Below are 21,253 nucleotides of genomic sequence, written 5' to 3'. Positions count from 1 at the left end.
CACACGCACCGCCGACCTGCCCACCTCCCGCTCCCCGGCCGCCGTGGGCCCCAGCGCGGCTGCATTCACCCGTTCCAGTTCGCGGCGATCACCGGGGCCAGCGCCGTCTGGTAGCTGGGCGGCAGCGTGGTCTGGCCCGCAGCTGGCGGCGCGAAGCCCGCCATCGCGCTGACCAGGTTCTGCACCTTTGAGTCCAGCAGGGTCTTGCCGTCCGAGGTCTTGAATTGCTCCACGTGATAGGCATTGCTCAAGTACCAGTTGGTGAGCGTGGCCTTGTCGGACGTGCCGATGATGCTGACCTCGAGGTTGTTCGACACCTGGCGCAGCCAGATCTGATCGGTGGACACTCCGCTCAGGAACTGAAGAACGTCGACGTTCCCGGCGGTGGCATCGTTCTCCTGCAGCGTGTCGGCACCATGGCCGCGGCCGAGCACATAGCTGTCGTTGCCGGTGCCACCCGCCAGCGTGTCCGTGCCCGCGCCGCCGTCCAGGGTGTCGTTGCCGGCGTTGCCGGTAAGCGTGTTGTTGGCAGAGTTGCCGGTCAGCACGTTGTTGAGCGTGTTGCCGGTGCCGTTGACGGCGCTGCTGCCGGTGAGCGTGAGGTTCTCGAGGTTGGTGCCCAGGGTCCAGGTGATGGCTGACGAGACGGTGTCGGTCCCCGCACTGGCGGCTTCAGTCACGGTGTCGCCCGTCCCGACGACGTAGGTGTCGTTGCCGGCGCCGCCGGTCAGCACGTTGGCGGCGCTGTTGCCGGTCAGCAGGTTGTCCAGCGTGTTGCCGGTGCCGTTGATGGCACTGCTGCCGGTGAGCGTGAGGTTCTCGAGGTTGTTGCCCAAGGTCCAGGTGATGGACGACTGGACCGTGTCGGCTCCTGCACCGGCAGCTTCGGTCACGGTGTCTCCGGTGCCGACGACGTAGGTGTCGTTGCCAGTCCCCCCGCTCAGTACATTGGCGGCGCTGTTGCCGGCGAGGACGTTGTCCGAAGCGTTGCCGGTGCCGTTGATCACCGTGGAGCCGGTGAGCGTGAGGTTCTCGACGTTGGCGCTGAGCGTGTACGTCACGCTGCTGCTGACCCCGTCAGTCCCTCCGGCTGTGAGTTCGGTGACCACGTCGGCGGTGTTGTCCACCACATAACTGTCGTTGCCGGCGCCACCGACCAGGGTGTCGGCGCCGGTGCCACCATCGAGCGTGTTGGCAGCGGTGTTGCCGGCGAGAACGTTGGCCAGTGTGTTGCCTGTGCCGTTGATCGTGCTGGTTCCCGTCAAGGTGAGGTTCTCAAGGTTGCTCCCGAGTGTCCACGTAATGGACGACTGCACCGTGTCGGTTCCTGAGCTGGCGGCTTCGGTCACGGCGTCTCCGGTGCCGACGACGTAAGTGTCGTTGCCGGTGCCACCGGTGAGCACGTTGGCAGCGCTGTTGCCGGTCAGCACGTTGTCGAGCGCATTGCCGGTCCCGTTGACCGCCGACGTGCCCGTGAGCGTCAGGTTTTCTAGATTACTGCCCAAGATCCAGGTGATCGACGAAGACACCGTATCGGTCCCTGCGCTGACGGCTTCGGTCACGGTGTCTCCGGTGCCGACAACGTAGGTGTCGTTGCCGGTGCTGCCGGTCAGCACGTTGGCCGCGCTGTTGCCCGTCAGTACGTTATCCAGCGCATTGCCTGTCCCGTTAATGGCTGTCGGGCCAGTGAGCGTGAGGTTCTCGACGTTGGCAGCAAGCGTATAGGTCACAATGCTGCTGACAAGGTCAGTCCCTTCGCTGGCCAACTCGGTGACCACGTCGGCCGTGTTGTCTACAACGTAGCGGTCGTTCCCGGCCCCGCCGATCAGGGTGTCGGCGCCACTGCTGCCGTCGAGTGTGTTGGCGGCGCCGTTGCCGGTGAGCACATTGACCAATGTGTTGCCGGTCCCGTTGATGGCGGTCGAGCCAGTGAGCATGAGGTTCTCGAGGTTGTTCCCGAGCGTCCAGGTGATCGACGAGGACACCGTGTCTGTGCCCGCGCTGGCGGATTCGGTCACCGTATCGCCTGTACCGACAAAGTAGGTGTCGTTGCCAGCGCCGCCCGTCAGCACGTTGGCCGCGCTGTTGCCCGTCAGCACGTTGTCCAGCGCGTTGCCGGTTCCGTTGACGGCAGACGTGCCGGTGAGCGTCAGGTTCTCGACGTTGGCGGAGATCGTGTAGGTGATGCTGCTGCTGACGCCATCGGTGCCTTCGTTGGCCAGCTCGGTGACGACGTCGGCCGTGGTGTCCACGACGTAGCCGTCGTTGCCGGCCCCGCCGATCAGTGTGTCGGCGCCGCCACCACCGTTGAGCACATTGTCGGCACCGTTTCCCGTCAGTCGGTTGCTGAGCGTGTTGCCGGTCCCGTTGATGGCCAACGCCCCGACCAGCGTCAGGTTCTCAATATTGCTTCCCAACGTCCACGAGACCGAAGATTCGATCGAATCGACCCCGGCGCCAGCCAACTCGGAAACGCTATCGGCGGCGTCGCTGACAACATAGGTGTCATCGCCGGATCCACCGGCCATCGAGTCTGCGCCGCCTCCCCCGTCAAGACGATTACTGCCAACATTCCCGATCAGCGTATTGTCCAGCGAGTTACCGACGGCGTTGATGCTGGCGTTGCCCGTCAGAGTTAAGTTCTCCATCTCGGCCAAGAGCGAAAAACTCACGGAAGTCTCGATGGAGTCCGTTCCCCCAGCGGCCAATTCCACTACGACATCACCACTCTCGTCGATGACGTAGGTGTCATTTCCCGTTCCCCCGGTCATGGTGTCTGCACCGGCCCCACCGTCGAGACGGTCATCCCCTGAATCGCCCTGCAGGACATCATTCCCGTCGAGCCCACGAAGCACGTCGTTGCCCGCAGCACCGATGATCTGATCGGCCGCACCGGTTCCAACCAGAACGTCATTGCCGTCGGTGCCACGAATGGCCGGGCCAAGACGCAGATCTTCGGCGGTCCATACCGCGCCGTTCGTGAATTGAACCGATTCGATCGTTCCGGCCCCACCTTCGACGGCTGCGCCGACCAACCGAAGCGGTTGATCCGTGTAGGCACCGATGGTCAGCAGAACATCATCTCCGTCGACGCTCACGCTCACATCGGAAGGTAGCACCTCTTCCTCAGGATAACGCCGCAGGAAGACGATGCTGTCGTCGCCATCCGTGTCCTCGATGCGATCAGCGCCGTCGCCGTAACACACTAGATAAACATCGTCGCCCAAGCCGCCCAACAGCGTGTCTGGGTTCATTCCGTATCCATTGAGGGTGTCATTGCCGGCACCACCTGAAATCGTGTCGGACATGAAACTGCCGGACAGAAAGTCGTCGCCGGACGTTCCAGACAGCAGGCGGCTGCGAATCTCCTCACTGTTCCAGACCGTTCCATCGGCGAACCGAAAGTACTGGAGTGGCACGCGCGCAGGATCGTCAGAGTAAGTCATCATGTCGACGATGGTCACGCTGTCTGACGCGTTCCGGAAGCCGACCACGAATTGGTAGGCCAGCGGCAAGCCAATAAAAGGATTCCCCTGACCTGTAGGAGCCTGACGCAGAACCAAGTCGTCCGTTGTGATGCCCGTGCCGAAGCTCAGTGTGTCCATGCGATCGGGTCGATCGTCGTACACACTAGGGGTGATGAGATCATTGCCGTCCCCGGCATTGAAGATGAACACGTCATCGCCCACGTCGCCAATCAAATAGTCGTTACCAAGCCCGCCTATCAGCGTGTCATTCCCCCCACGTCCGATCAGACCATCGTTTCCATCATTGCCCATCAGCACGTCGTTGCCACCGAGCCATCCGTCGAGGAAATCGTTTCCGGCACCGCCGCTCACAGTGTCATCACCCATCGATCCGAAGATCGTGTCGTCTCCCGCCGTACCTGCGAAAAGCTTCGCCACGATCGCATCACGGTCAAGGGCGGAGCCATCGGCGAACTGAAGCTCCATGACTGCACGGGTAGCGAACGGCTGTCCCTCAAAGTAGAAAAACCGAGACAAGGTTAGCTTGTCAGTCGTGCCAGCGATGCTGACCTCCAATGCGGAAGGTCGGCCTGTGCTGAGTTCATCAACTTGCCTGAACGACAGATCACTCGCCGTGACACCGGGCTTGAACTTCACGACGTTTTCGCTACCTGAAACCGTGTCGCTTCCATCACCACGACCAAACATAACAATGCTGTTCGAGCCGACAATTTTGTCGTTTCCTACGCCACCTGCCAGCGTGTCACCCGTGCCACCAATCAAGGTGTCATTGCCGGCCCCTCCGTTGATGGTCTCCACATCCACCGTCCCGGTGAGGTTGTCGTCGCCGGCCGTGCCGGCGAACAAGGCAGCCCGGATTGCCGCAAGGTTCCAGTTCGTGCCATCGTCGAAGCACAACTGCTGCACGGGACTGTAGGCACCTGGGTTGTCGAACGCGAACGCGCCAGTCAATGTGAGTTTGTCGGCGGTGCCGGCAATGCCGATCTCGAGGCCGGAGTTGGAGGCCGTGCTGCTTTCATAAACCTGCTTGAACACAAGGTCTGCAGTCGCAACGCCAGACATGAGCTGCACGGCATTGCCGGCACCTTGATTTCCGCCGTTGATGCGATCCTGCCCATCGCCCCGCCCAAACAGGATCGTGTCGTTGCCGAGACCACCATCGAGCATGTCGTTGCCCGCTCCACCGCGCAGAACGTCGTCACCTGCGCCGCCATAGAGGGCGTCATCGCCGTCATCGCCAGCCAACACGTCACTTCCGTTACCGCCGACCAATGTGTCATTGCCGCCGCCGCCGTAGAGCGCATCGTTCCCCGTCAGCGCGCTGTTGGCCGAACTGCTCGACTGGTCCTCCCCGGCCAGCCAGTCGTTCCCTTCTCCGCCAAAGAGCGCATCGTCGCCCCCATCGCCCCACAGCTGGTCGTTGCCGCTCCCTCCCTCCAGCGTATCGGCTCCGTGGAGATTGGCTGCCAGGTCGAGGCGATCTCCCGAGATCACATCGGAGCCTTCACCGCCTCGCAGGACGTCGTTGCCGCCACTGCCTCGCAAGGTGTCGTCGCCATCACCTCCATCGAGATCGTCATCGCCGTGAAAGGCTGCGCCGAGGTCCGCAACGGCGGCATCGCCGTCCAGGTAGTCCACCCCCGTACCGCCGATCAGGATGTCGTCTCCGCCAAAGCCCCACAACCTGTCGTCTCCAGCCTCGCCATCCAGGTAGTCGATGCCATGGAACTGCCCGGCCAGAAGGCTCCCATCGGCGTCACCGTGCAACTCATCATTGCCCACGCCGCCATAGAGGATGTCGCGCCCCCCTCGGCCGATCAACACATCGGCACCACTTCCACCGCTCAGGTAGTCGTCGCCATGGTGTTGCCCTGCAACTTGTTCGATATCGCCATCGCCATCCAGCCAGTCATCGCCCGCCCCGCCATCCAGCATATCGCTCCCTCCGTGACCAAGGAGCATGTCGTTGCCGTCTTCCCCGTAGAGAGAGTCCTCGCCGTGTGAACTGCCAGCTATTGCTGCTTCATCATCGTCGCCGATGAGCGTGTCGTTGCCCACGCCGCCATACAAGACGTCCGCACCGCCTTCTCCCTGCAGGTAGTCGTCACCGCTGCCACCGTCGAGCCAATCGTTGCCATGAATGCTGAGCGGCGTATTGGCAAGGTTGAAGTCGTCACCGTACAGCCGGTCGTCGTCGTCGCCACCCGACAACAAGTCACTGCCGCCCTGCCCGCGCAACTGGTCGTCACCGGCTCCGCCTACCAAGACATCGTCGCCGTGCTCGGCAAAGGGTGTATTCCATCCTTCGCTTTGCGGGCCGTCGCCGTCAATGTGGTCCTCGCCTGCATCGCCGTACAGCACATCACCCCGGCCCATGCCGACGATGAGGTCACCGCCCTCTCCGCCATGCACGATGTCGGTACCACTGCCCGCGCCGATGCGGTCGTTGCCCGCCCCACCGTCGATCAGATTGCCGGTGCTCTCACCGTTGGGATGGATGCCCGCGCCTGTCGTGCCGCTCACGAGGTAATCGACCTGGCCCGTCGGGGTGTAGATCACCCAGCTGAAGCCTCGAGATAGTTCGGGGCCGCCGCCGCCTGGCGGTGTGAAGTTGGTGCTGACAGGACGGTCAATCCAACCGGCTGCGCTGCCGAGGATCTCGTCGTTTCCCTCGCCGCCGTTGATCGTGTCAGCCCCTGCGCCGCCCAGCAGCAGGTCGTCGCCCGCACCGCCTTCAATCAGGTCGTCGCCTGCCCCTCCGGCAATGCCGTCATTGCCGCCCAGGCCAAGAATGGCGTCTGCTGCAGCCGAGCCATTCAAGACATCGGCTGCATTGACCTGCACGCCATCGCTGAGGTAGTTGCCGTCGCCGCCGATCCGGTACTGGGTGCCTTCGGTATTGGTGGCCTTGATGTAGTCGCCTGTCAGGACGTTGGTCGTCGTCGGTTGGGTAGCGGTTCCAGCCAGCGTGATTCCAAACCGGCCATCGACCCATCCATTGATTCGGATCGCACCGTTGCTGGCTGTACCAACCACGGTAATGATCAGGCACTCAGCCTGTCCGGCAGGCTGGATCAGGCTGCACGTGACCGAGCGGTCTTCCGTCTGCCAGTCGGTCGAAGAGATCTTCTTGAGCGTCAAGTTGCGCAGGTCACCCAAGCCAGCGACCGAGATGCTGCCATCGGCTCCCGCATCATCGATGGTGTCGATGCCGAAGCTGCCGCTGAAGCTGTAGGTGTCGCTGCCGGCGCCTCCCTTGAGTTGATCGTTGCCCAGGCCGCCGTTCAGCGTGTCGGCTCCGGAGCCGCCGAGCAAGGTGTCGGTGCCATCTCCGCCGTTCAATACATCATCGCCCGCGTTGCCTTCAAGATGGTCGGCTCCGCCCAAACCGGTCAGTTCGTCGTCGCCAGCGCCGCCGTAGAGGTGGTCTTCTTTGGCCGCTCCGGCAAGCATGTTCGCTACTTGATCACCAAAGCTCAGGTAGTGATTGACGAAGGGTCCAGGGCCGACGGGCTGCCGTGCAATCAAGATGTTGCTGGCTTTGTCTTCATAGACCCAAACGTCCTTGGCTGCAAGGTCATTGTAGAAGGTCTCATCGTTCTGGTTGGCGCGCACCAGCGTGTCGAGCATGGCGCTCCGATCGGCGATCCAGCGGTCAGTGAAGATCCCTTGGTCGGCCTCTCTCTCGGCTTGGCTCATGGCCTTGTCGGCTTGCCAGTCGGCGTAGGCCTGGCCCCACGCGCCTTGCAGCACGGTATCGAGAAGGGATTGATTCGCCGTATCGGTAGCGGTGAGCACCAACGGACTGAGGGTGAGCAGGCTCGCCATCGCGCTGAAGTCGTTGCGCGCCTTGGCACGCAGGTCGGCACTGCTGGGATCGATCCGGACCTTGCCGGCAATGGACTGGAAGGCGCTGGTGTCAGTGAGGGCTTTAAGGTTGGTTTGAAATGCAACCCTTTGCGTAGGCATGACGCTCTGGGCCCAATCCCCGCCGTCATCGATGGCCGGTGTGCTTGAAACCGCCAGCCCTTGAAGTTGTCGTCGCAAGCCGTCCAGCAAGTTCTCTAGCGACGACACTTGCGCATTGCTACTGGCTTCGGCAAGGGAGTTCAGTTGCGCAATGCTGAGGCCTGGCATCAACTTCTCCAGCGCGACACCCAGGGCTAACAAGTCTGTCTGCTTGTAGAGGAAGTGATTGTTCAATGGATTGGTGCTTTGCTCGTTGGCCAACCCGATGCGCACGCCCAGTTGCGTGAAGGTCACGTCGTTGGTTGTAAGACTGAGGCCATTGGTTGCAAAGAAGTTGTCTTGCTTGGCGCCGGCGGCGGCAAGCTGCGGAGTGACCCCGAGCAATTGACCAAGTCGCGAAAGCGATGAGTCCGTGCCGAACAACCAGTTGCGCAGAGCATTGGTCCAGCCCGCTACGCCAATCTTGCTTCCAGTCGAGAATAGGCCCGCGCCATTGAAGGTGGAGGAGTGAGATACCTGAGGCGCAAACAGGCTGGAAAACACCGTGGTCAGGTGACCACCGAGAGAATGGCCGACCACGCGAACCTTGCCGCCCGCTTCTGCGAGCGCTTGAGCTACCTCACCCGTCGGTTGCACCGAACTGGCAGTGACGAATATCGGTCCAGCCACGCCGACTTGCGTCACCGGCGTGGTACCGGAATGAGAGATTTGCGCCCACCAGTTGACCATCGAGGCGGCTTGCTTCGCAGCGACACCGGATCCCAGCGCCAGATCAAGATCGGCATCGAGGATGTCGATCAGGCTCTCCGTGCCACGATTGGCTACGTAGAGCTCCTTGGTGATCTTGTCTCGGAACACCACACCTTGGTAGTCGCTCGCTGGATCGCTTTTGACGGCAAGGATCTCAAATCGCGCAGCGACTTCCTGGGCAAGAGGGACTGTGATTCGTTTTGCAGCTTCCGCCGAAAATTGGGCCTCAGACATACCCTCGCTCAAGGTACCAAGGTATGACAGATCGGCGAGAACGCATTCGAAGAATGCTTGTTCAATGGTTGTCATTGTCTTTAATCCTGAATTAGTACTTGATCCAATTCCACTCTTGCGGCCAATTTCCGCTATTCGGACACTGATAGGTGGCGTGACTACTCCATCCAGTAAGTCGCTTGATCCAACCACCAGGCGAGGTACGCCAGTACGAAACGAGCACCACTTTCTTGGTGCTTTCATGTAAATATGTGAGTCGCTCTTCAAGAACAGGTATAGGCCAAACCTGAATGAGATGTGTCTCTTGTGATGACTTGAACTCCAGCTGCCAAGCCTCTTGGAATCGTCGGCCTTCCGCGTACGCTACTTTGATGTCGCTCTTGGGAAACGGACTCTTCCCTTCCTCAATCTCGCGCTGCGCCCACAGTTTCCGTTGGCCTCGTTCGTCAAAGAACCAACCTGACCCTACCGCGATCGGCCCGTAAAATTTCATCGCTGGCGTCTCGTCGCATAGCCGCTTGAACTCTCGCGCACCGAGAATTTCGTCAGCAACCGGTCCGACAAACCACAGCAAGACCAGGCCAACAGTCGCGACGTAGAGCGCGACAGCGCCTCGAACCCTTGGACGCACGAGACATTTCCACAGTACAAAACCAAGGGTTGCCCACACGGCCACAACCACCAGGAGGATCAGCCCGCTCATGCGAGACCTCCCGCAACGTGGCAGGCACTAACGTTTCTCGCTGCTCGATCTGAGCTGTCGCCACCGAACTGCGTCTGGCGCTTCTCGATCGCAGGATTGGACATGCCGAGGTCGAATTCGGTGCCCGACGCCACGTCCTTGAAATGCATGCCTTGTACGCCAGGGCCGGCGCCGAGCGGTTCGGTCGCACCGATGTCGAGCTGGTTGCGTGTGACCATCCACCCCAGCATGGCGGAGCGATCAGCGAGGTACTTGTCGGAATAGATCGCCTTTCCCGCGTCGCGCTCGGCTTGTGTCAGGTTCTTGTCGGCCAGCCAGTCGATGTAAATGCCGTTGTGAGAATTCGCCAGTACCGTCTCGACAGCTGACTCGTTGCCGACTGTGGCCTTGAGCGTGATTGATGAAAGCGTGATCAGACTCAGCAATGCGGCAAAGTCGTTGCGCGCAACGCTGCTCAAACTGGTGCTTGAAGTGGAGATATTGACCTTGCCGGTCAGCGCATTGAAAGCGTCACTGTCGGTCAACGCTTCAAGGTTGGCATAGAAGCCTTCCCGCATGGCAATGTCACCGAAACCGCCTGCGCCGTCCTTGAAATCGGTCTTTTGGACAGCGGGCCCGACGATAGCGTGACGCAGCGCATCCAGCACGCTCTCCAGCGCGTCGGCTTCATAGTTCGCAGCTGCGCCGTTTACCGGCTTCCTGTTGCTGGCGCTGGGGAGGATGGAGGTGGTGAACCGGTCGATCGCGAAGCTGGAATCCAGATCATGCATTGCACGCTGCAAGGCCAGCGAATCTGCAATGAGCGTGATCGAATGGCCGCTGCCGAAATCACCTACGGTATCGAAGAAGCCACCCGTTCCTTCAAGAAGGGGCTGCGATTCAATACCCACTCGTAGCGTCGGCCCGTGGATACCGGAGTTGGCTGTGAAGTTGGTGTTGTTAATGGTCTCGTAGCCAAAGACTTGTGTGATCAGTGCGTCGGCGCTCGTGCCAGTACGTGATTCGCTGGTCAACGGCTGGAACGTCAGGCCGAACTTTGTCTGCGTGGCCGTCACTGCCCACGCATAGCGCTCGTCGTTGTAGAGGGTCTTGGCGTCGAACGCCGTTCCCAGCTTGGCAATCGCAGCGCCGCGTTGGCTGGACGGAATGCCGCCGCCCGGGTCCGGGGCCAACCGCGGGTCGTTGAGGACGGCGTGGTAGTAGTCGATCATGTCCCTGAGCGAGCCAGCCGCCTCATTGAAACTGCCTCGGCCTGCGCCGTTGAAGGTCACGGTCTCACCGAACTGAATGTCGGCGTCGGACTTGTGGATCTCGGTGAAGACCGTCGCAAGATTGCCGCCCAGGCTATAGCCGGTGACGTTAAGCCTGGCGCCCGTTGGCAATTGACCGTTCTGCTTGAGCCAGGTGTAGTAACGCTCCAGGGCATCTTGCTGAGCCAGCGCGAAGCCATTGAAGGCGATGCTGGTGATGTCGGCACCGGCTTTGTCGCGCTCACCGTCGCCCCCCTTGCTCCAATCACGAAACTCCGTGGAGCGGATGGCGAGCGTGTATTCGGTCGAAGCGGAGCCGTCGGGGTTCTTCTTGCGGATCAGCGTCGCCGACAGGCCAGTGTTGGCGAGGATCTCGTCGTTGAGCTGATCGAACGATGGGTCGCCGTCCGGTGGCAAACGTGAACCGGTCGGCGTCGGGTTGTCGGACCACTGATGAACGACGCTGTACTTGCTCAGGAATTCATCAGCCTGCACGCTCGTCATGCGCGTGTAGCCGGGGTAGCCTTCGTTGAGGGAGGAATTTTCTGGTCCTGCTCCAAGCGGATAGCCAACGCGATTAGTCCCTAGTCGCAACCGAGCCTTCAAGTCATCGTTCGTCGCCGTTGAAAGATTCAGGCCCTCGAAGTACGACTCCGCAGCCATTTGCTCAAGCGTGTAGTCGTAGAGCGCACGAACATCGGCATTTGACATGATTCACTTCCTCCCGAATGAAGATGGTTCCGTCGTGTTTAGAACGCGTCCTGCGAACTCAGCGATGGTGTCGAAGCGCAGGTCGTCGAAGGTGTCAGCGCAAGTTAGCGCAAGAAGCCAAAGTGCATCGCCTGGTCCACGTGGGTTCTTTCCGGTGACTTGAAATGTTCGGCGTGCAGCTAGAACTTCTTTGGTTTGAATGTCGTAGATGATCAGCTCACCGCCTGCGATCCCGTACTCTCGATCCTTGACTCGTCGGAGTCCGCGCCACGTGTAGCCGTATTGAGCTGTCAGCTTGGCAATGCCATCAACTCGCATAGGAGTCATTTCTCGATACGAGTACCAGTTGCTTTGGTCGTAGGCTTTTCCGTACACGCCTGGTACGGGGATAGCTTCCCGCGTGTACCCATGAAGTCGGATGTATGGCTCCCGAATGGCGGCCTGCCAGTTCACATCCCGGCGACGCGGTTGTTCAACGAAGCGGTAGTTGCGACTCGGCGGACTCACGAACTGTTGTCCGTCGCTATCAAGGCTCCCGCCCCTTAGTTGATAGTGCCGCTGCACCCAAGGGGCTTCGGGTCCATAGGGATCCTTCAGCAGATCGTCCGAAGGCATGTCCTGCGGCCTCGCGAAGTACAGCCCTTCGACGTTCTTGATCTTCTTGACGATCCACTCGCCAGCCTCGGCCCTGCACAAGTGATCGAAGTACTTCACTGCGATCTTGCGATCGCTGGTGAACACCGCACCTGCGCCGGCAGCCTTGAAGTCGAACGGCACCGGCTTGGGCACCACGTCGGGCAGTTTGAGGTTGTGTGCGATACGCGCTTCGTCGGTGTCGAGCCATTGCTCGGGCACCGGCAGCGGCTGGCCTTCGACCGGAACGAACTTTGCCCACTTGACGGGCACATAGGGCTCGCAAGTCGCCACGCCCTGGACGATCAGCGCACTGAGAAGGGTTACAAACCATCGTGTTCGATGCGATTTCAGGCAGCCTCCGCGAACTGTTCGTCATTTGCCGAAGTTTGGCCAACTGCTCCTGCCAGCGCGCCGTTGCCGGCTTCAACAGTACCTTCACCGCCGCGTCCTTCTGCGAACTGCGCCTTCTGTTTCTCCGACGGACCGCAGGCCGAAAGAAGCGTTGCGGCGAGGAGCCGCATGCAATCCGTTGCCTTCTTCATGCCTGCTCCCCTCAAATCCGCCCCCTTCGCACGGTCTCTTGTCTTTCTACAAGTAGTCATTCGCTCACCTCTCCTTCATGCTTTCCGCGACGTGCCGCTGCACCGGGCTCAACAGGTACTCGATCACCCTCCTCCTGCCCGTCTTGATCTCCGCCGTGAGGTTCATCCCCGGGCTGAGCGCGATGCGCTTGCCGTCGATGTCGATACTTGATTGGTTCAAGCTCAGCGTTGCCGGGAAGATCGCTCCGCGCTTCTCGTCGCTCACTGCATCGGCCGTCACGCTCTTCACGGTCGCTTCCACCGTGCCGTAGCGGGTGAAGGGGAAGGTCTCCAGCTTGATGGCCGCCGCCTGCCCGGCATTCACGAAGCCGATGTCCTTGTTGTCGATCACCACCTCGGCCGTCACCTCGGCGTCCTTGGGCACGATCACCATCAGCACCTGCGCCGGCGTGACCACGCCGCCTTCGGTGTGCACGGCCACCTGCTGCACGGTGCCGGCCACAGGCGCGCTGAGCTGGGTGAGCCGGCTGCGCTGCTCGGTCTTGCTGCGCTCCTGGGTCAACTGCTCGCGCTTGAGTGCGGCCTGAGCCTGGCGTTCGCTGAGCGCGCGCTGTGTCTCGGCCAGGTAGGCGGCGCGTGCCTGCTCGGCTTCCTGCAAAGCGGCCTTTGCTTCGGTCAGCCGCGCACGCTGGGTGACCAGATCGCCTTCCTGCTCGACGCGCTCACGCGTGCGGTCCTGGCTAGCGTGGCTGGAGACGAAGCCCTGCTCGGTGAGGCGCCGGAAGTCGGCCTCGCGTTGCTGGGCGATGGGCAGCGTGGCCTCGAGTTTGGCGATGAGCGCACGCACGGTGGCCAGTTCGGCCTCGCGGCGGGCCCGTTCGGCGGCCAGCTTGGCGAGGCGGGCGGTGATGTCTTGCCATTCGGCGTGGAGCTGGGTTGTGATGCTCGTTTGCTTGGGAAGGATCCCACCCTCACCCCTGCCCTCTCCCGCCGGGGCGGGAGAGGGAGGCAAGGTGGGGGCGCGGTTTGTGTGCAGCGCGCTCAGCAGCGCTATGGTGCGGAGCTCCTCGGAGGCGGCCGAGGCCCACTGTTCCTGCACGCTGGCCTGGTCGGCTGCGGCGTTGGTGGCGTCCAGTTCCACCAGCACCTGGCTGGCCTGCACGGTATCGCCGTCCTTCACCAGCACACGCTTGACCACGCCGGCCTCCAGCGGCTGCAGGGTCTTGGTGCGTTCGCCGACGACGATACGCCCGGGCGCCACGGCCACGATGTCGACCTGCCCCAACACGGACCAGGCGAGCGCGATGACGAACAGCGCGCAGACCGCAATGACCAGCCGCCGCGGCGCCGGGTGGGCGGGGGTTTCCTGCAGGCTCAGCGCCGCGGGCAGGAAGGCGGCTTCGCCGGCCAGGCGCTTCGGGCCGGCCAGTTCGTGGCGTCGTTCCCAGGCGGCACGGAACATGGCCCGGTAATGCTCCAACAGTTCCAGCGCCGGGTGGCGCAGCAGCGCGGTGCCTTCTTCCGTGCTCATGCCGGCGCTCCAGTGCCGGCCTGCATGGCCCACAGGTGGGCGTACAGGCCCTGAGGCCTGGCCGCCAGCTCGTCATGCCGCCCCGCCTCGACGATGCGCCCTTGGTCCATCACGATGATGCGGTGGGCCTGGCGCACCGAGCTCAGGCGGTGGGCGATGACGATGACGGTGCGGCCCCGGCAGATGGCGGCCATGTTGCGCTGCAGGATGGCCTCGCTCTCGTAGTCGAGCGCGCTGGTGGCTTCGTCGAGGATGAGGATGCGCGGGTTGGTGAACAGCGCCCGGGCGATGGCGATGCGCTGGCGCTGGCCGCCGCTGAGGCCGCTGCCCTGCTCGCCGACGAGGCTGTCGTAGCCCTCGGGCAGCTCGCTGACGAACTCGTGCGCTCCGGCCAGTTGTGCCGCCTGCATCACCTGCTCGATGGGCGCCGCCGGGTCGGCAATGGCAATGTTCTCGCGCACGCTGCGGTTGAACAGCAGGTTCTCCTGCAGCACCACGCCGATCTGGCGGCGCAGCTGGGCGGCGTCGATCAGGCTGATGTCGATGCCGTCCACCAGCACGCGGCCCTGCTCCGGGGTGTAGAGCCGCTGCACGAGCTTGGTGAGCGTGCTCTTGCCCGAGCCGCTTCGGCCCACGATGCCGATCACTTCGCCCGGGCGCACGTCCAGGCTCAGGCCGTGCAGCACCGGCGGCGCCTCGGGCCGGTAGCGGAAGGACACCTGGTCGAACTGGATGCGGCCCTTCAGCGGCGGCAACTGGGCCGCGGCCTGCGGCGGCACTTCGGTGCGGGTGTTGAGGATGTCGCCCAGTCGCGCCATCGAGAGGCCGGTCTGCTGGAAGTCGGTCCACAGCTCGGCCATGCGCATGATGGGCTGGGCCACGCGCTGGGCAAACATGTTGAAGGCGACGAACTGGCCCACGGTGAGCTGCTGGTCCATCACCAGCCGGGCGCCGTACCACAGGGTGGCGGCACCCACCAGCTTGCCGATCAGGCCGATGCCTTCGTGGCCGTAGCTGGCCAGGGTGCTGGTCTTGAAGCTGGCCGAGACGTAGGCGGCGAGCTGGTCGTCCCAGCGCCGGGCAATGGCCGGCTCCAGCGCGCCGGCCTTGACGGTCTGGATGCCGGTGAGGCTCTCCACCAGCAGGGCCTGGTTCTCGGCGCCGCGGGCAAACTTCTCGTTGAGGCGGGCGCGCAGCACCGGCATGAGCAGCAGGCTCAAGAGCACATAGAGCGGCAGGCTCGCCAGCACGATGAGCGTGAGCGGCACGCTGTAGAACAGCATCACCGCGATGAAGAGCACCGAGAACAGCACGTCGAGCAACAGCGTGAGGGCGTTGCCGGTGAGGAAGCTGCGGATGTTCTCCAACTCGCGCACACGGGCCACCGAGTCGCCGACACGGCGCGCCTGGAACCATGCCAACGGCAGCGCGAGCAGGTGGCGGAACAGCCGGGCACCGAGTTCCACGTCGATGCGGCTGGTGGTGTGGCTGAAGACGTAGGTGCGCAGCGCAGTGAGCACGCTCTCGAACACCACCACGACCAGCAGGCCGATGACCAGCACGTCCAGGGTGGTCAGGCCGTGGTGCACCAGCACCTTGTCCATCACGACCTGGAAGAACAAGGGACTGATCAGCGCGAACAGCTGCAGGAACAGGCTGATGACCAGCACCTCGCCGAACAGCTTGCGGTACTTGACGAGGCTGGGGATGAACCAGCTGAAGTCGAACTTCGCGAGCTCACCGGCGACGCTGGCGCGGCTGATGACGAGGATGAGTTCGCCGGTCCACTGTTCGGCGAACACGGCGATGGGCTCGATGACCGGGCGGCCGCCCTGGAGCTGACCGCTCGGGTCCTGCAACAGCACGCGCTGGCCGTCGCACTGGGCCAGCACGACGGTGCGGCCGTCGCGCAGCAGGGCCAGCGCGGGAAGCGGGGTCAGGCTCAGGCGGTCGGGGCTCGTGCGGCTGAGCTTGCCCTTGAGGCCCAGGTGTTTGGCGGCGAAGAGCAGGTCGTCCGTGGACCAAGGTTCGCTGGGGGTCTTGCCGAGCTGGTGCATGAGCGCGGCGGGCTCGGCGGCCACCCTGTGCAGCCGGGCCAGCATGCACAGTGCGGCCAGCCCGGCAGGCGCCGAAGCCGCCTCTTCTTTTGCGTCGGCCGCTGCAGCGCGCGAGCCCTCATCGGCGGTGCGCCCCCCTGTGGCGACCGCCCCTCCTCCTGTTGCATTCGACAAGCCGCCTTCTCCCTGACGCGACGTTGAATATTTGCGCCGGAGGCTACGTGGGGGCGGCTGAAATCCGTCCCCCTACAAGGAGGGAGGCTGTAAGACATTACAGGGTCGGTATCGGTTGCTCGATGGGCCGGAGATGTCACGAATGAATGGACGGACCACGCAACGCTACCGCGGCGCGAGTCCGTGCTCCATCAGGACCGCCTGCCCTTCCGGCGCCAGCAGCAGATCGACGAAATTCTTCGCAGCGCTGTCGTCGGTGTCCAGCAGCACAACACCATAGTCGGCCGTCACGTCCACGTCTGCCGGCAAGTCGATACGCTGAAGCCCCGGCACTTCCTGGATCGCCTGCCGAGCATTGCTGCGGTAGGTGACGAACACGTCGGCCTGGCCCGAGGTCAGCAGCGAGCCATAGACGCTGCGACCGGGCTCCGGTGGCGGAGAGGTCGGCCCGCCGGTGAGCTTCAGCGCCTTGCGGTCCAGCGTCTCGTAGGCCGCGGCCAGGGGGCCACCGCGTCGGGCAATGCGGCGGAAGAATTCCCAGGCGTAGTCGCCCGAGGGGTCGGCGCCCGGCGTGGACGTGCCCACGCGCACGGTCGGGTCCAGCAGGCGGTCGAGGACGTTGAGAGCGGTCACGTCGACTTCGGGTCGCGCCAGCACGCACAGGCGGTTGCGCGCGAAGCGCCGCACGACTGCACCGCGGCCGGCGGCATCGGCCAGTGCCTGCGGGTGCCCCAGGTTGGCGGAGGCGAAGACCTGCGCCGCCTCGCCTGCAGCGATGCGATCCCTCAGCAAGCCGGAGGCCCCGAACACGAGGCGCAAGCGCAAGCTCGGCCAGCGCCGCTCCGCACGGCGGCCGATCTCGCTCAACGGCGCACGCAGGCTGCCGGCGGCGAAGACCGCCAGTCCGGTCACTTGGTCGCGGCGTTCGGGAAGAACAGCTGCTGCCCCCCGATCTGGTAGCTGGCGATCGTGGCCTGGCCGTCGGCCGAGACCACCCAGTCGGCGAAGGCCTGCGCCAGCGCGGTCTTGGTGTGCGGGTGCTTGGCCGGATCGACGACGATCACGCCGTACTGGTTGAACAGGCGCTTGTCGCCCTCCACCAGGACGGCCAGATCGGCGCGGTTCTTGAACGACAGCCAGGTACCACGGTCCGCCAGCACGTAGGCGTTGCTGGACGCGGCGATGTTGAGTGCCGGGCCCATGCCGCAGCCGCACTCCTGGTAGCCGGCGTAGGTGGCCTTCGGGGCCTCGATGCCGGCGGCCTTCCAGTAGCGCAGTTCGGCGGCATGCGTGCCGCTCTTGTCGCCACGCGACACGAAGCTTGACGGGCTCTTCGCCAGCGTGCCCAGCGCAGCCACGATGTCGGCGCCCTTCACGCCCACCGGATCGGCTTTCGGGCCGATCAGCACGAAGTCGTTGTACATCACGGGGCGGCGCTTCAGGCCGTAGCCTTCGGCGACGAACTTCTCCTCGGCCGCCTGGTCATGGACGAACAGCACATCGGCATCGCCGCGACGGCCCATGTCCAGCGCCTGGCCGGTACCGAGCGCCACCACCTTCACGTCGATGCCGCTGGCCTTCTTGAACGCCGGCAGCAGGTGCGCGAACAGGCCGGATTGCTCGGTCGACGTGGTCGACGCCATCACGATGCTCTGGTCCTGCGCGACCGCCGCGCCGGCCACACCGACCGCGATCGCGAACATGCCCAGATGGCGCAGCAGCGCCCGCCTGTCGAACTTCACCATGGCAACTCTCCTTTGAGAAACAACTTGGCCTCGGGCGGCAGTGCCGACCCCTCGAAAAACTGTGCAGCCGGCACGTCGGCCAGCACGCGGCCGTGCTCCAGGTACACGACGCGCTGCGCCAGCCGCTTCACCTGCCCCAGGTTGTGCGACGCCATCAACAGCGTCATGCCCTGCGCCGCGAACTCGGCGAGCAGGTTCTCGACCTCGCGCTTGGCACTCGGGTCGAGGCTGGCGGTCGGCTCGTCGAGCAGCAGCACGTCGGGCTGCAGCGCCCAGGCGCGCGCCAGCGCGAGCCGCTGCTGCTGGCCGCCCGACAGCGCGCGTGCCGGACGTGCCGCCTCGGCGGCCAGCCCGACGCGCTGCAAGGCCTGCGCGCTGCGCGCCTTGGCTGCCTCGCCACGCACCCCGCCGAGCCACAGGCCCAGCCGAACGTTGGCCTGGACAGAGAGGCGGAACAGGAAGGGCCGCTGGAACAGCATCGCGAAGCGCAGCGGCCGGCCGTCGAGGACCGCACGCTGCTGCCGCACGCCGGCGCTCGGCGCGAGCAGCCCGTGCAACACCCGCAGCAGCGTGCTCTTGCCCGAGCCGTTGGCTCCGACGAAGGCCACGCACTCCCCCGGGACGATGCGCAGGTTCACCGCGCGCAGTGCCTCGAGCGTGCCGTAGCGCAGGCCCACCGACTCCAGGGCGATCAAGGCCTGTTCAGCCATGCATCGCTCCTGCAGCCCGGCTGCCGTCGCTCGCGCCGCCTTGCGCCGTCCCGTGCGAGCGTGTGCTCCAGGCGCGCACCAGCGCGATCAGCACATTGAGCAGCAGCACCACGCCGAGCAGCACCATGCCCAATGCGAGCGCCAGCGGCAAGTCGCCCTTGCTGGTCTCGAGCGCGATGGCGGTCGTCATCACGCGCGTGTGGCCATCGATATTGCCGCCCACGATCATCACCGCACCCACCTCCGAGATCGCGCGACCGAAGGCCGCCAGCATCACCGTCAGCAGCGCCAGCCGCTCGTCCCACAGCAGCAGCGCGCCGCTGGTCCAGCGGCCCGCCCCCAGCGAGCGCAGTTGCTCGCCGTGCTGCTTCCAGCTGTCGGCGATGGCCTCGCGCGTGAGCGCTGCCACCACCGGCACCACCAGCACCGTCTGCGCGATCACCATCGCCGTCGGCGTGAACAGCAGGCCCCAAGCGCCGAGCGGGCCCGAACGCGACAACAGCAGGTAGACCACCAGGCCCACCACGACCGAGGGCAGCGCCAGCAGCGTGTTGAGCAGCACCAGCACGCCGCGCCGGCCGGGAAACCGCAGCACCGCCAGCGCGGCGCCGCCGGCCAGGCCCACCGCGGCGGCCAAGGCACAGGCGGTGCCGCTGATCCCGAGCGACAGACCCACGACGCGCAGCAATTGCGCATCGGCCTGCACGATCAGGCTCACGGCCGTGCGCACACTCTCGACAAAAGCATTCATTCCCTGGCCCGTTCCGGACGGCGTACGCCCTTGGGGCACACTGCAATCGTGGCGATGCTAGATATGCACGGACGCCAAATCGATATGAACGAGCATGCATAGCAACAACAACAACGACGACTCGCCTGCGCCCACCCGTTCGCCGCAGCGCGTGCAGCTCACCTATTCGCTCGGGACCGACGGCGCCGCCGGGCCGGTGCATCACCCGCTGTTCGCACTGCTCGACGCGCTGCACCGTGGCGGTTCGATCTCGGCCGCGGCCTCGGCGCTGGGGTTCTCCTACCGGCATGTGTGGGGAGAACTACGGCGCTGGGAGGCCGAACTGGGCCGCTCGCTGATCATCTGGAACAAGGGCCAGCGTGCGGTGCTCACGTCCTTCGGCGACAAGCTGCTGTGGGCCGAGCGTCGGGCGCAGGCGCGGCTCGCGCCGCAGATCGAGTCGCTGCGCATGGAACTGGAGCGCGCCTTCGCGGATGCCTTCGACGACCGCGTCGACGTGCTCAGCGTCTGCGCCAGCCACGACCAGGCGCTGCCGCTGCTGCGCGAACTGGCGCTGGCGGAACAACTGCATCTCGACATCGAGTTCGCCGGCAGCCTCGACGCGCTGCACACGCTCGACGCCGGCGGCTGCCTGCTCGCCGGCTTCCACGTGCTGGACGGCGTGGCGCGCGGCTCGGTCAGCGCGCGCACCTACCGCGCGCGGCTGAAACCCGGCCACCACAAGCTGATCGGCTTCGCGCAGCGCGTTCAGGGCGTGATGACGGCGCCCGGCAACCCGCTGAAGGTGGGCTCGCTGCACGACCTGTCGCGGCCCGGTCTGCGCTGGGTCGGGCGCCCCGAGGGCACCGGCACGCGGGTGCTGCTGGAGGAACTGATCGAACAGGCCGGCCTGAAGATGCCGGACGCCTTCGCGCTGATCGAGCCTTCGCACGGCGCCGCCGCGCAGGCCGTGGCCAGCGGCGCGGCCGACGCGGCCTTCGGGCTGGAGGCGGCGGCGCGCGCCGCCGGGCTGGGCTTCGTGCCGCTGGCCCGCGAGCGCTACTTTCTCGTGACGCTGAAATCCACGCTGGAGCAGCCGGCGGTGCAGCGCCTGGTGAGCCTGCTGGGCTCCACGACCTGGGCCCGCACGCTGGCCGGCCTGCCCGGCTACCGCGCCACCGAGCCCGGCGCGGTGCTGGCATTGACGAAGGTGCTGCCGTGGTGGAGCTACCGCAGCCAACGCTGAGGAGACGACGATGAAATGGCTGAGATTCCGCCTCGATGACCGGCACGGCTTCGGCCGCCTCGACGGCGATCACGTGCAGGTGCATGACGGCGACCTGTTCACCACGCCCCGACCCACCGGTGAACGCCTGCCGCTGGCCGGACTGACCTGGCTCACGCCCTGCGCACCCGGCAAGATGATCGGCCTGTGGAACAACTTCGCCGCGCTGGCCGAGAAGAACGGCTGGGCCCGCCCCGCCGAGCCGCTGTACTTCCTGAAGGCGCCCAGCAGCTTCGCCGCGCACGGCCAGGCCATCGCACCGCCGGCCGGCGACGTGGGCCGCATCGCCTACGAGGGCGAACTGGCGATCGTGATCGGCCGGACGGCGCGCGCCGTGTCGCCGGCCGATGCGCCTGCGCACATCTTCGGCTACACCTGCGCCAACGACGTGACGGCCATGGAGCTGATCGCGCGCGACCCGAGCTTCCCGCAATGGGCCCGCGCGAAGAGCTTCGACGGCTTCGGCGTGTTCGGCCCGTTGATCGAGACCGACTTCGACTATGCGCAAGCCACGCTGCGCACCCGCGTGGGCGGCCGAGAGCGGCAGAACTATCCGCTGTCGGACATGTGCTTCGGGCCGGCGGAACTGGTGTCGCGCCTGTCGCACGACATGACGCTGGAGCCGGGCGACGTGATCCTCTGCGGCACCTCGCTCGGCGTGATGCCGATGAAGCCCGGCAGCCTGGTGGAGGTCGAGATCGACGGGATCGGCGTGCTGGCCAACCCGTACGGCTGAGG

At 64.6% G+C, this 21,253-nt stretch carries 13 protein-coding genes; 2 read left to right on the top strand and 11 right to left on the bottom strand.

Annotated features, from left to right (window positions below):
• Positions 1–65: 65 nt before the first annotated feature.
• The 11 genes from C1M51_RS19305 to C1M51_RS16645 form a co-directional block, all read right to left on the bottom strand.
• Positions 66–8,516: a calcium-binding protein gene (locus C1M51_RS19305; RefSeq protein WP_165349712.1), complete on the bottom strand. Its 8,451-nt coding sequence runs from the start codon at positions 8,514–8,516 to the stop codon at positions 66–68.
• Positions 8,517–8,532: 16 nt separating this feature from the next.
• Positions 8,533–9,144: a hypothetical protein gene (locus tag C1M51_RS19300; RefSeq protein ID WP_165349711.1), complete on the bottom strand. Its 612-nt coding sequence runs from the start codon at positions 9,142–9,144 to the stop codon at positions 8,533–8,535.
• Positions 9,141–11,105, bottom strand: coding sequence for a hypothetical protein (locus tag C1M51_RS16685; RefSeq protein WP_129451552.1), 1,965 nt, complete (start codon positions 11,103–11,105; stop codon positions 9,141–9,143). The genes C1M51_RS19300 and C1M51_RS16685 overlap by 4 nt, the downstream gene beginning before the upstream one ends.
• 3 nt (positions 11,106–11,108) lie before the next feature.
• On the bottom strand, positions 11,109–12,011 hold the full coding sequence (locus tag C1M51_RS16680) for a hypothetical protein (RefSeq protein ID WP_129451550.1): 903 nt from the start codon (positions 12,009–12,011) through the stop codon (positions 11,109–11,111).
• Between the two features lie 77 nt (positions 12,012–12,088).
• Entirely contained in the window at positions 12,089–12,283 is a 195-nt protein-coding gene (locus C1M51_RS16675) for a hypothetical protein (RefSeq protein WP_129451548.1), read from the bottom strand.
• 64 nt (positions 12,284–12,347) lie between these two features.
• Positions 12,348–13,814, bottom strand: a complete 1,467-nt coding sequence (locus C1M51_RS16670) for an HlyD family type I secretion periplasmic adaptor subunit (RefSeq protein ID WP_129451546.1) — start codon at positions 13,812–13,814, stop codon at positions 12,348–12,350.
• The gene (locus tag C1M51_RS16665; protein ID WP_129451545.1) at positions 13,811–16,045 is read right to left on the bottom strand and encodes a type I secretion system permease/ATPase; all 2,235 of its coding nucleotides are present in this window, start codon (positions 16,043–16,045) and stop codon (positions 13,811–13,813) included. The genes C1M51_RS16670 and C1M51_RS16665 overlap by 4 nt, the downstream gene beginning before the upstream one ends.
• A gap of 165 nt (positions 16,046–16,210) precedes the next feature.
• Positions 16,211–16,957, bottom strand: a complete 747-nt coding sequence (locus tag C1M51_RS16660; RefSeq protein ID WP_129451543.1) for a substrate-binding domain-containing protein — start codon at positions 16,955–16,957, stop codon at positions 16,211–16,213.
• Positions 16,954–17,748, bottom strand: coding sequence for an extracellular solute-binding protein (locus tag C1M51_RS16655; protein WP_242500059.1), 795 nt, complete (start codon positions 17,746–17,748; stop codon positions 16,954–16,956). Before C1M51_RS16655 ends, C1M51_RS16660 begins: the two co-directional genes overlap by 4 nt.
• 35 nt (positions 17,749–17,783) lie before the next feature.
• Positions 17,784–18,500 (bottom strand): phosphate ABC transporter ATP-binding protein, encoded by a 717-nt coding sequence (locus C1M51_RS16650; protein ID WP_129451539.1) that lies wholly within the window; start codon positions 18,498–18,500, stop codon positions 17,784–17,786.
• Positions 18,493–19,251 (bottom strand): ABC transporter permease, encoded by a 759-nt coding sequence (locus C1M51_RS16645; protein WP_011829816.1) that lies wholly within the window; start codon positions 19,249–19,251, stop codon positions 18,493–18,495. Before C1M51_RS16645 ends, C1M51_RS16650 begins: the two co-directional genes overlap by 8 nt.
• A 94-nt stretch (positions 19,252–19,345) precedes the next feature.
• On the opposite strand from C1M51_RS16645, the gene C1M51_RS16640 reads away from it, so the two are divergent.
• Both C1M51_RS16640 and C1M51_RS16635 read left to right on the top strand, forming a co-directional pair.
• Positions 19,346–20,476 (top strand): substrate-binding domain-containing protein, encoded by a 1,131-nt coding sequence (locus C1M51_RS16640; protein ID WP_129451537.1) that lies wholly within the window; start codon positions 19,346–19,348, stop codon positions 20,474–20,476.
• A 10-nt stretch (positions 20,477–20,486) separates the two neighbouring features.
• The gene (locus C1M51_RS16635; protein ID WP_129451535.1) at positions 20,487–21,251 is read left to right on the top strand and encodes a fumarylacetoacetate hydrolase family protein; all 765 of its coding nucleotides are present in this window, start codon (positions 20,487–20,489) and stop codon (positions 21,249–21,251) included.
• Positions 21,252–21,253: the final 2 nt, after the last annotated feature.

It is taken from the genome of Methylibium sp. Pch-M, from assembly GCF_004136295.1.
In the GTDB taxonomy this organism is placed as follows: domain Bacteria; phylum Pseudomonadota; class Gammaproteobacteria; order Burkholderiales; family Burkholderiaceae_C; genus Methylibium; species Methylibium petroleiphilum.
The sequence above is the reverse complement of the archived record's forward strand: the minus strand, read 5'-3'. Positions and strand labels throughout refer to the sequence as shown.